Annotated in this window: 12 protein-coding genes; 3 read left to right on the top strand and 9 right to left on the bottom strand. The window is 50.7% G+C overall.

The features are described from left to right. Window positions 1-2: 2 nt before the first annotated feature. The 6 genes from KNP74_RS05695 to KNP74_RS05670 form a co-directional block, all read right to left on the bottom strand. Entirely contained in the window at window positions 3-296 is a 294-nt protein-coding gene (locus tag KNP74_RS05695; protein WP_138859749.1) for a hypothetical protein, read from the bottom strand. Then, a complete protein-coding gene (locus KNP74_RS05690) occupies window positions 293-1,549 on the bottom strand; it encodes a VanW family protein (RefSeq protein WP_138859750.1) in 1,257 nt (418 codons plus the stop codon). Before KNP74_RS05690 ends, KNP74_RS05695 begins: the two co-directional genes overlap by 4 nt. Window positions 1,550-1,576: 27 nt before the next feature. Then, the gene (locus KNP74_RS05685) at window positions 1,577-3,082 is read right to left on the bottom strand and encodes a DUF7305 domain-containing protein (protein WP_214763796.1); all 1,506 of its coding nucleotides are present in this window, start codon (window positions 3,080-3,082) and stop codon (window positions 1,577-1,579) included. Further along, a complete protein-coding gene (locus KNP74_RS05680; protein ID WP_251130117.1) occupies window positions 3,066-3,521 on the bottom strand; it encodes a prepilin-type N-terminal cleavage/methylation domain-containing protein in 456 nt (151 codons plus the stop codon). The genes KNP74_RS05685 and KNP74_RS05680 overlap by 17 nt, the downstream gene beginning before the upstream one ends. Further along, complete coding sequence (locus tag KNP74_RS05675) at window positions 3,518-3,946, bottom strand: type IV pilus modification PilV family protein (RefSeq protein WP_138859753.1); 429 nt, start codon at window positions 3,944-3,946, stop codon at window positions 3,518-3,520. Before KNP74_RS05675 ends, KNP74_RS05680 begins: the two co-directional genes overlap by 4 nt. Before the next feature lie 84 nt (window positions 3,947-4,030). After that, entirely contained in the window at window positions 4,031-5,251 is a 1,221-nt protein-coding gene (locus tag KNP74_RS05670) for a bifunctional folylpolyglutamate synthase/dihydrofolate synthase (protein WP_214763793.1), read from the bottom strand. A 108-nt stretch (window positions 5,252-5,359) separates the two neighbouring features. Between KNP74_RS05670 and KNP74_RS05665 the strand changes: the two genes are divergently transcribed. From KNP74_RS05665 to KNP74_RS05655, 3 genes are all read left to right on the top strand, one after another. After that, window positions 5,360-6,796 (top strand): protein adenylyltransferase SelO, encoded by a 1,437-nt coding sequence (locus KNP74_RS05665; protein ID WP_214763792.1) that lies wholly within the window; start codon window positions 5,360-5,362, stop codon window positions 6,794-6,796. An 87-nt stretch (window positions 6,797-6,883) separates the two neighbouring features. After that, entirely contained in the window at window positions 6,884-7,060 is a 177-nt protein-coding gene (locus KNP74_RS05660) for a hypothetical protein (protein ID WP_167491820.1), read from the top strand. Then, window positions 7,057-7,257: a hypothetical protein gene (locus KNP74_RS05655; RefSeq protein ID WP_214763791.1), complete on the top strand. Its 201-nt coding sequence runs from the start codon at window positions 7,057-7,059 to the stop codon at window positions 7,255-7,257. Before KNP74_RS05660 ends, KNP74_RS05655 begins: the two co-directional genes overlap by 4 nt. A gap of 200 nt (window positions 7,258-7,457) precedes the next feature. On the opposite strand, the gene KNP74_RS05650 is transcribed toward KNP74_RS05655, so the two are convergent. The 3 genes from KNP74_RS05650 to KNP74_RS05640 all read right to left on the bottom strand — a co-directional run bounded on the left by KNP74_RS05650 (window position 7,458) and on the right by KNP74_RS05640 (window position 11,365). Continuing rightward, window positions 7,458-7,805, bottom strand: coding sequence for a short-chain dehydrogenase (locus tag KNP74_RS05650; protein WP_214763790.1), 348 nt, complete (start codon window positions 7,803-7,805; stop codon window positions 7,458-7,460). Window positions 7,806-7,845: 40 nt separating this feature from the next. Further along, complete coding sequence (locus KNP74_RS05645) at window positions 7,846-8,619, bottom strand: hypothetical protein (RefSeq protein ID WP_214763789.1); 774 nt, start codon at window positions 8,617-8,619, stop codon at window positions 7,846-7,848. Between the two features lie 94 nt (window positions 8,620-8,713). Next, window positions 8,714-11,365 carry a valine--tRNA ligase gene (locus tag KNP74_RS05640; RefSeq protein ID WP_214763787.1) on the bottom strand — a complete coding sequence of 884 codons (2,652 nt, stop codon included), beginning with the start codon at window positions 11,363-11,365 and terminating at the stop codon, window positions 8,714-8,716. Between the last annotated feature and the right edge of the window lie 34 nt (window positions 11,366-11,399).

The following is an 11,399-nucleotide window of genomic DNA, read 5'->3' as shown; positions in this document are numbered from 1 at the left end:
CCTTACTTCACCATCCTCTGTGGTTCCTCCTGAGGCACCACCTGTGCGGAGCCTCGTTGTTCAACGAACGAACTGAGCGCCGCACCGCTAATTAAAACGAGTGCAAGGAGGGCCCAAATCCACCACGTTCGCTCGAGCCCTTCGTTATAAACGCTGTATACTCCAAGTGAAAGCAAAGCCACAAAAAGTGAAATAATACCTTTCGTCTCACGCTTTCGTGTGTGTGGAATGGATAAGGCGAACACGGTCAGAGTTGCGAGTACCCAAAAGGCAACCAATATCAAATATCCAATCATCCGACTGCCCCCTCATTTGGTACCGCGGTTGGATCTTCTTGTTGAACCGGCGGCTGTTGTTCATATCCGTCGTCGTTGTTATCTTGTACATCGTCATTTAGTAGCCATTCATTTAGCCATTCTTCCGGATTATCCGGCAAAATTGGAATAATAATCGGTTCAGTCGGTTCTGGTTCAGGCTCGGGCTCAGGAACCGGTACAGAACTCTTTGTCACGATTTCCGGAATTGGTTCGTAGAAATCAAAACCGAGAAGTTCTAATGACTCACCAGTCTCCGTAATACGGACACGATATAACTTGCCCGACTCACCCGTCTGTCCAGACTGAGTGACAGATGAACTGCCTGCTGTGAGTGCAGATGAGAAGCGAACGACATTCTGGAACGGTACGCTTGTCACGTCTTCGACACGTGACTCATAAGCTCCAACGAATGCTTTACCGAGCAATTGAATTGTCATTGTGTTCCCTTCTTCTAATACGATCAGCGCATATGAAGTTTGTTCCGTATTCTGCACAGCGAAGTTCGAACGATCGTCGATTTTGACATCGTAGCCGAGCTCAACGCCGGCCGGTAGCGTCTCATGTTGTACACGTTCAAGGATTTGGAACGGTGTCGCTGCGAACAGTTGATACATAGACGAACCAAGCGTACTGAGTGCGTCAAAGTCTTCTCCGAACGTCTTCAGACTGAAAATATCTCCAGCCTCCATCTCGAAACCATTCATGCGTTCAACTGCTGAACGCATCGCAGGCGTCGGACTTATAGTTATGGATGAGACAACTTCGCTCTCGGTAGCCGTCATCTCTAAAATAACATCTGAATTAAAGTTCGAAGCTGCTTCAACGAGGGGGGGCGTGACCATGGTGAGCGTCACCGGTTGATTATTGAGGTACGGAGTAAGTCGTTCTTCATCAACCGTCGTAACGAGTGAATAAGTACCGGACTCTGTTACTCCGTCGAGGGTTGCCTCGACATTATAAGCGACGGTATCCTTACCGACCTCGAGTACCGTTCCATCGACTAGTGTCAATGCGAATGGTGTATTATTAAAATCTTTGATTGCATTATCAAGTCGAATGATCGCCTCTTCTCTCGTCATCCCTGATACATCGATACCGGCAACCGTTGTCTCTTTATATGTAGCATTTGTCTTCGCTGATGCTTCGAGATAATTGACAAGACCAATCGTTGGCAGCGATACGAGTAAGACAAGTCCGATGAGGATGGAGACATGCATTCCAAACTGTTTCATTTAAATTCCTCCACTTTGTAAAAGTTCTCATGGGTTAGCAATTTCTCTAACAGTCCCTTTCTTTACAATCAAGTTTGTTTCTGAACTTGCCTCTCCGAAGAAGGGTAAGTCGTCTAATTCAATTGATGCTGCATTGACTTTCGCTCCACCGCTAATTGTAAACGTGTCGGAAACAATACCACCGTTTACCGTACCGCCTTCAATAATCTCGACATGGGCGTTCGGAGCAAAAATTAATTTTTTTGGTACATTGATTTGAGTCCCACCGGTAACTTTCACATTTTCCCCACCTGACAAAATACTTCCATTCAGGGAGGCCGAACCAACGAACTCTAAGTTGGCATCTTTCGCATAAATCGAGGCATTAAATTTCCCATAACCAGAACTCTTTACTAGTTTCGTTTGACCATTAGAAGGTCCGATATACATGAACAAATCATTCCCATCGCTTTCGTTCACATGACCGTTTAATGAAATGTTGTCAGCTAGGTACATCGTCAAACTCCCACCCGGTTGACTCTTCACATCTAAATGTCCGGTTCCTTGAATCGAATTAACATATAAGGACACATCCTTATCTTTCACGTTAATCGTCAAACGATAGTTACTACTCAAGTTAATGTCGTTCACTTTATAATCTTGATCCAAAATGAGCTCATAATCACTGACAATCCAGTTCGAAATATTGATGTTACCTTTTGAAATCACTTGGTATTGACTGCTGCCCGCTTTAAAAGTAGTATCGGGAATCATCTTATAATTGAAATCATTTGCTGACGGAAAGTCAGGAAGTGTTACACCTAAATTAAAGTTTTCTTTGTAAATTGTAGGTCTCTTTTGATCCAGCCACCAATTCGGCGCCAAAATAGTTTTGGAATGAGACGAGGGTAACGTGTAGACAGCTCCGTTGATTGTCGGATTTCCAGTAACCTCTAACATATTTTGAGCGTTCGATTCTAGGAGGATATTACCTGTCACAACTCCGTTAGCGAGCTTCATTTTTCCTTTGGAGTATATTCCTAAGTTGGAAGGAAGGGTTGGTCCTGGCGTCCGCTCGAGATCCAACGAGTAACTTGTTTGCAACGTTTTTTTTCGCTCACCGACCTGACCAGTCGATGTGATAATGTAGTCTCTAACCGTTCGATCAGATGAAACATTACTCATCTTTACAGTTACCATAGCCATCGGTTGAATGCCTTTCTGTTTCTCAAACGAAGAAAACACTCGAGGTTGAGTACCAGTTAAAATGTTGGCATTTACATAGTTGTAGTACTGTTCATCCGTCATTTTGTTTAAATCTTCCACCTCGTCGAGCGCTTGTTGAATCTGATCAAGTGTATACGTGATTCCACTTTCAGCGATGTAGTAGGCAGATTGTTCTTTGACTTCCCCATCCGAAAGCGACACAGAATTCAAACTAGACTGAATCATGCTTAAACCAATTGAAGAAAACAGTAAGATCACTATCAAGACTAAGATGAGAGTATTCCCTTTTTCTTCTTTGGCGAGGCGCCAATTATTCCAAGTTTTCAACTGCCACACCTTCCCCGATAAACAGTTTTGTCGTTACGACTTTTGAAGGTTGATTAACACCCTCAAGTTTTAAATCGATTGTTAACATTTGATCCTTGAAATTAAACGTCAACGATTCGATGCCTCGCGCAATCACTTCATTGTTTCGATAAATGACTCCATTACTCTCTTTGTATGTACGACTATTCACAGTCAAAGCTGAGGAATTCATTTCAAACGTGCTGCTTCTGCGAACATCAGTAGTAATCATCTTAATGACTAATCGCATCTCTGCCGTCTGATGATCTCGTACTTTTTCGGATTGATTGAATTGAACAAGACCAGTCAAAATATTTGCCAATACGATTACAACAATTGAGCTAATGACTATTGTCACCAGTAGTTCGACTAAAGTAACGCCTTTTGATTCATTACGGATTTTGATAACAAATTGCTTCATCCCCACCTCAAGACGCCCTCCAGTTTTGTATTAGAGTCAATCGTTGCCTCTTCAAACACTTCGATAATGATTCGATTTAAAGCTGAGGGACTATTCTCCACCCTTAAAACGATGCGCCGATTATCAAGTGGAATCGGTTTTGAGAATTCCAGCCATACCGTCCCATTTATTAAGGACGTTTGTCGATAGGTATAGCCGAGTTCTTCAACTATTTGAATTCTCGTCTTGGCACTAGTCTCCTGCCCTTTTGCTTTCATCAACTCGAATTCATTTTGAGCAACGTAAGATAAATCCATCATCGTCCGAGAAACCGTATTCGTTTGGGCACTTTGAACGAGAAGTCCATAAAAACTTGTAAAAATAATACCGAGGAGAACAATAGAAACTAATACTTCTACTAATGTGAAACCTTTCTCACTCTCCATATTGCACCTCACTACTCCTCAAAGTGGATTCCCATTCAGTTTATCCCAATCTAAGCCTATTATCCCACACCTATAATCTTTTTCTTACATTTTTTGAATATCTTTAGCTAAATGATTTCTGACCGCACTGATAAAGTAGAGCGACCCGGTCACGACAAGCGTCTCGGATTTCGGTGTCTCCAGCCATGCGGCCAACCAGTCTTGCCAGTCCACATAGCGGGCCCCGTCGGCAATTAGACTTTCTTTCGTCCGGGTGCGCGGGAAATCGAACGTCGTCTCATAGACATCCGCCACCATCTGGAGCGACGCGATCATCGCTCCCCGGTCCTTGTCGGCAAGAATGGCCGCGAGGACCGTCACGTCACGCTCGAGCTTCAACTGTTCAACGAGCGCGGCGACCCCTTCCGCATTATGCGCCCCATCGAGCACGATGCGGGGCTGTCTCGAGATGAGCTCATAGCGACCTGGGTGTTGTGCCGCCTCGAGCCCCGCTCGAATAGCTTCCGCCTTCCAGCCGAGGTGGCGCGCGACGGCGACGGCGCACGCCCCGTTATACGCTTGATGGTGTCCGGTCAATCCGAGCGTCACCGACTTCATCTCGTCATACGTGACGACCGTGTCGGTCCCGTCCTCGATTGACGTGACGAGTGGAGTGACGTCGTGAATCGATGCGTCCATCGCCTCTCCTTGTCGCTTGAGCAACGCGATCAACCGTTCATCCGTCAAACTGTGGAACATCGGCACGCCCCGCTTCATGATGCCAAACTTTTCGAGCGCGATCTCTTCGAGCGTGTCGCCGAGAATCCCTTGATGGTCGTGCCCGATCGACGTCACGACCGTCGCGAGCGGTCGCGTCAACACGTTCGTCGAATCAAGGCGGCCGCCGAGACCGACTTCCCAAATGACGAGGTCAGGTTGTTGCTCATGGAAGTAGAGCCACGCCATGACCGTCAGCAGTTCAAACTCCGTCAACGTCTCCGGTGACGCACTCGCACAGTCACGGACCCGATTAGCAATTCGGACGAGGTCGTCTTCCCGAATCGGCTCCCCGTTCAACATGATCCGTTCCTCGAACTGGATGATGTATGGCGAGATGAACGTCCCGACGTTCAACCCCTCCGCGAGCGCCATCGTCCGCAAGAAAGCGACCGTCGACCCTTTTCCGTTCGTCCCTGCCACGTGGATTGACGGCAACTCCTCGATTTGTAGTGCGTTCAACATCCACTCGATGCGTTCGAGTCCGGGCTTGATCCCGAACCGCAGCTGCCCGTTCAGCCATTCCAATACGTCTTGTCTCGTCTCCATCTTCCATCACTCCTGTTTTCACACTTCCCTCTCATCTTACCAAAATTCGCGAAGCGCTATGCAAGGAATCGGCTGTGCTATACTCGAGGCGAAGAAGGGGGAATTACTATGACCAACAGTTGGAACTTCGAGGCGACCTACCTCGATCTCCGTGACATTTTTTACGACCGGGGACCGGTCCATCCGGTCGACAAGCCCGAACTCGTCCTGTGGAACGAAGCACTCGCCAAGACGCTCGGTCTCGACGCCGAAACGTCTCAAGACGTCGCACTCTTCGCCGGGAATCGTCAGACCGACACGTCGTTCTCGCAAGCGTATGCCGGCCACCAATTTGCCCATTTCACGATGCTCGGTGACGGACGGGCGCTCGTGCTCGGGGAACACGTCGCCCCGAACGGAAAGCGTGTCGACGTTCAATTGAAAGGTTCGGGTCCGACCGAGTACTCGCGTGGCGGTGATGGACGGGCCGCCGTCGGTCCGATGGTGCGTGAATTCCTCATCAGTGAGGCGATGCACGCCCTCGGCATCCCGACGAACTGGGCGCTCGCCGTCGTGACGACCGGTGAGCCGATCATGCGCCAAGGACCGAAGCACGGCGCCGTCTTGACGCGCGTCGCAGCGAGCCATTTACGTGTCGGCACGTTCCAATACGCCGCCGCGGCCGGATCGATTGATGACGTCATCGCCCTCGCCGACTATGCGATTCAGCGCCACGACCCTGACCTTGCAGGACAACCGGACCGCTATGAACAGTTCCTCGGCCGCGTGATTACCCGGCAGGCGAAACTGATCGCGGATTGGCAACTCGTCGGGTTCATCCACGGCGTCATGAACACGGACAATACGTTTATCAGCGGTGAAGGGCTTGATTATGGCCCGTGTGCGTTCATGGATACGTATCACCCGAATACCGTCTTCAGCTCGATCGACCGCGAGGGACGCTACGCCTATGCGAATCAGCCGTATATAGGGTCATGGAACTTGGCCCGCCTCGCCGAGACGTTGCTCCCGCTCCTCGCCGCCACACAAGAAAAGGCCGTCGATATCGCCAACAAGCTGTTGAACGACTACACGGAAACGTATAAAGAGGCGTACTTTACTGGGCTCGCCCATAAAATCGGACTTTACGTGCGAAAAGACGGAGACGACGAACTGACGGATGAACTGCTCCGGCTCATGATGGAGTCCGAGGCCGACTTCACGAACACGTTCCGCGCCCTCACACTCGGCGACACGGAAGCGCTCGTTTTCGCTAAACAGGACGACGGCAAGGCGTGGCTCGCCGCTTGGCGGAAACGCCTCGGGGAACAAGGTCTTCCTGATGAGGACGTCATCCGCCTCATGCGTCAGCACAACCCGGCCGTCATCCCGCGCAACCATCACGTCGAGGCCGCCCTCATGGCAGCCGAACGCGGTGACTTCAAGCCGACGCATGCACTGCTCGACGTATTGCGGAAGCCATACGACTACGAAGCCGACTACGGACGCTACGTCTCACCCGGACCGCCGCGGACGTATCCGTATCAGACTTTCTGCGGCACATGAACCATCTCGCTTTCGGGGGATGGTTTTTTTGGAACCTTTTGGCTATTCGCCACGTAGAATAGACAAAGTCCGTTTGGAGGTTTTATAATGCGACTACTCGCTTCACTTATTTCGTTAGGCTTTGCCTGCATGATTTCGCTCGAGCTCTGGCAAGGTCCGTTTCTAAGCAATTGGGTCTGGACAATGCCGGCTTTCTTCCTAGGTGTCTCGTTTGTCCAGTTCATGAAGCATTTGAACGAGCTCGAATGGAGTGAAACAAAATGAAAATGACACTCTTGCTCATGACAATCATCGTAAGTTCAACTTCCTACCTCGTCTACAGTTTTTATCTGTCGTTGACAAGTCAGCCGATTCAGTCGCAAGTAAATGGACTCGCAATCGGCGTCCTGCTCGCGTCGTCTTACTTCGTGACGACCGGACGATTACCGTTTTGGACAGACCCAGAGGAAGAAGACGTATGAAAGTTCTTTTTTCCATCTCACTAGGATTCGGCAGCATCCTTTATGTCGTCTATGCCATGCACCTATTCCGCATTGGTTATCCTCAACCGCTCCTCTTGCATGTTTTGTTTGCCGCCACTGTATTTGGCATAATCTACATCGAACGCAAACGAAACCCCGAACATCGATGACGATGCTCGGGGTCGTTCTTTTCTATAGACTCATAGTCCGAAATGAATCATGTCCTTCTTGTCTACTTGGGCTTGTGTGATTTTGGAAATAAGTCGATTCAGTTGTTCCGACTCATGCGTGTACATCATCGCTTTGACGACTTGATAGAACAGCGCCAGTGACTCATATGGAATGAGCGTGATCCCGCATTCGTCTAATCCGAATCCAGGACGGTCATAGGAGTGGAAATACGTGCGCATCTCGTTCAGCTCCTCGATAAACTCATCCACCCACTCCCCATCCACCGAGACACAATCGAAGTGTTCAGGTGTATACGTATCATATGATGATTGACGATTTGTTGAATCCAATACACCGAATTCTTGTGTGTACGGCATGGCATTCCCTCCTCTTGAATAGTTGATGTCACAAGTATGATCAGTTCATCGGAAAATCCACCGACCACGCCTCTGGTAGCGAGTCCGAGAGGTCGAGCAACACCTCTTCCGACACATTGCCCGTCACGACGATGAGCTTGCCCTGGTCTACGTAAAACAAGCCGTTCCCTTCCGGTTGATTCAAGCGATACCGTTCATTTGAATCGTCTCGCCGGTCAATCAATTCTCCGTCTGCCACACTGGACGCATCGGTCACTAAAATCGTGATGCATTGCGTCTCATCATACAACGTCCACATCTCCACCGGCCGCTCGAGCTGACTCATCTCGAAGTTGGCGACAAACAGCTCTTCTTCAGGCAAGTCCAACCCGTGTCGGACTTTTTCGGCCGCCTCGGGAATCGTAAAGTTTTGAATCCCGTGCAACCCCCACTCCTCGTCCCGTGAATAGTTGAACACGCCAAACGCATCGTCGCGGTTTGGTAACTTAATGGCAATGAGCCCGAGATCATCGATGACGGTTTCATAGATTACACCGTCTCTCGCTGGTCGCTCGGACGTGCCATCCGTATATTGAAGCGTGTATTGGGCCGTGACCGCATCAACTAATCGAACGGTCCCTTTTGGCACGTCCTCGATGATCGAGCCGAACACTTCTTTGTCCGTCGTTACGGGAATATCTTTGGAAGACGTCTCTTCTGCACTTTCATTAATTGTCACTCCTGATTCCGTCGGTTCGATCGGTTCAGCTCGTTCCGCCACACACCCACTCAGTCCCATAACTGCCAAACTTAACATCATTCCGATTCGTCTCATGTCACACCACCTTTATATCGTCTCCTCTCCTAAATTCCACCAAACGACAAAAAAACCTTCTTCGGAGAACAAGTCTCCAAAGAAGGTTGATTCATTATTTACGCAACTCTTCCAAACGGGCACGGACTGCGTCACGCTTGTCGAGGTAGTCTTTCTCTTTCGCCTTCTCTTCGTCGATGACGTGAGCCGGTGCCTTGCCAGTGAAGCCTGGGTTGCCGAGTTTCTTCTGAACGCGCTCGACTTCCTTCTCGTACTTCGCCACTTCTTTTTCAAGACGGGCGATTTCTTCCTCAAAGTTGATGAGGTCGGCGAGCGGGATGAACAACTCCGCACCCGTCATGATGGCCGACATCGACTTATCAGGAGCCGCCAAGCCGCGTCCGATTTCGAGCTCGGTCGCGTTCGTGAACTTGCCGATCGTCGCTTCGTTTTCGCTCAAGTAACCTTGTGTCGTGTCGTCACTTGTCGCGATGAAGAGCTGAATCGGTTTCGACATCGGGGCGTTCACTTCCGAACGGATGTTACGGACCGAACGGATGACGTTCATGACCGCTTCGAACGCTGGTACCGAGTCCGCGAAGTGGAGCTCGTCGCGACGTGTCGGGTAGCTCGCACGGACGATCGAGTCGCCTTCGTGCGGCAAGTGCTGCCAGATTTCCTCTGTGAGGAACGGCATGAACGGATGCATGAGACGCATGATCGAGTCGAGCGTGTAGGCGAGCACAGAACGCGTCGTCGCTTTCGCCGCCTCGTCCTCACCGTAGAGCGTGAGTTTCGCCATCTCGATGTACCAGTTACAGAACTCTTCCCAGATGAAGTTGTACAAGTAACGGCCGGCTTCGCCGAACTCATACTTGTCGACGAGACGCGTCACTTGGTCGATCGTGTCGTTCAAGCGTGTGAGAATCCACTTGTCGGCGAGCGTCTTCTCACCTGACAAATCGATATCCTCATACTTCATGCCGTCCATGTTCATGAGGGCGAAACGGCTCGCGTTCCAAATCTTGTTCGCGAAGTTCCATGTCGATTCGATCTTCTCCCAATAGAAGCGAAGGTCGTTCCCTGGTGTCGATCCTGTAAGGAGGAACCAGCGGAGCGAGTCCGCGCCGTATTGGTCGATGACTTCCATCGGGTCGACGCCGTTTCCGAGCGATTTCGACATTTTGCGGCCTTCCGAGTCGCGGATGAGACCGTGGATGAGCACGTCGTTGAACGGCTGCTTCCCAGTGAACTCGAGCGATTGGAAGATCATGCGCGATACCCAGAAGAAGATGATGTCGTAACCCGTGACGAGCGCGCTCGTCGGGAAGTAACGTTTGAAGTCTGCTGAGTCCGTGTCCGGCCAGCCCATCGTCGAGAACGGCCAGAGCGCTGACGAGAACCATGTGTCGAGCACGTCTTCGTCTTGGTGCCAGTTCTCACTGTCAACCGGTGCTTCTTTCCCTACATAGATCTCTCCTGTCTCGTTGTGGTACCAAGCCGGGATGCGGTGGCCCCACCAGAGTTGACGGCTGATACACCAATCGCGGATGTTCTCCATCCAACGGAGGTATGTGCCTTCGAACCGCTCTGGGACGAAGTTGACTTTCGTATCGTCATGTCCTTGAGCTTCGAGCGCTGCTTTCGCGAGCGGCTCCATGTCGACGAACCACTGTTTCGAAAGATACGGCTCGATGACTGCGCCTGAACGTTCCGAGTGGCCGACCGAGTGCGTGTGCGGCTCGATCTTGACGAGCGTGCCGTCCGCTTCCAAATCTTTCACGAGTTGCTTGCGGCATTCGAAGCGGTCGAGCCCTTCGTACTTGCCGGCGTTCTCGTTCATCTTGCCGCCTTCATCCATGACGAGGATGCGCGGGAGCTCGTGGCGGTTCCCGATCTCAAAGTCGTTCGGGTCGTGCGCCGGTGTGATCTTGACGCAACCTGTACCGAACTCCATGTCGACGTAGTCGTCGGCAACGATCGGGATCTCACGGTTCATGACCGGAAGCATGATCGTCTTGCCGACGAGGTGCGCGTAACGCTCATCTTTCGGGTTGACGGCAACGGCCGTATCGCCGAGCATCGTCTCTGGACGCGTCGTCGCGATCTCGATGTGGCCTGAGCCGTCAGCGAGCGGATACTTCATGTGGTAGAATGCGCCTTCGACTTCTTGATAGATAACTTCGATATCCGAGACGGCTGTCTTTTGCGCCGGGTCCCAGTTGACGATATACTCGCCACGGTAAATCAAGCCCTTCTCATAGAGACGGACGAATACTTCTTGGACCGCTTTCGAGAGTCCTTCGTCGAGCGTGAAACGCTCACGTGAGTAGTCGAGACCGAGACCAAGTTTTGACCACTGGGCACGGATTGTGTCCGCGTACTCGTCTTTCCATTCCCACGTCTTCTCGAGGAACTTCTCGCGTCCGAGGTCGTAACGCATGATGCCGTCTTCACGGAGTTTCTGTTCGACTTTCGCTTGCGTCGCGATACCGGCGTGATCCATCCCTGGGAGCCAGAGGACGTCATAGCCTTGCATACGCTTGAGGCGCGTCAATAAGTCTTGGAGCGTCGTGTCCCATGCGTGTCCGAGGTGAAGTTTCCCTGTTACGTTCGGTGGCGGGATGACGATCGTGTACGGCTGTTTTGAATCGTCCTCGTCTGCTTTGAATACGTCGTTCTCTAACCAGTAGTCATACCATTTCGCTTCCGTCGCACTTGGATCGTACTTCGTCGGCATGGTGATTTCGTTTGTCTCGTTGGCCATATGCCCAACCTCCTCTAATAATGTGGACAAAAAA

Origin of the sequence: Exiguobacterium sp. s141, from assembly GCF_018618085.1 — a bacterium.
GTDB lineage: Bacteria > Bacillota > Bacilli > Exiguobacteriales > Exiguobacteriaceae > Exiguobacterium > Exiguobacterium mexicanum_A.
This window is presented reverse-complemented; position numbering and strand designations above follow the sequence as displayed.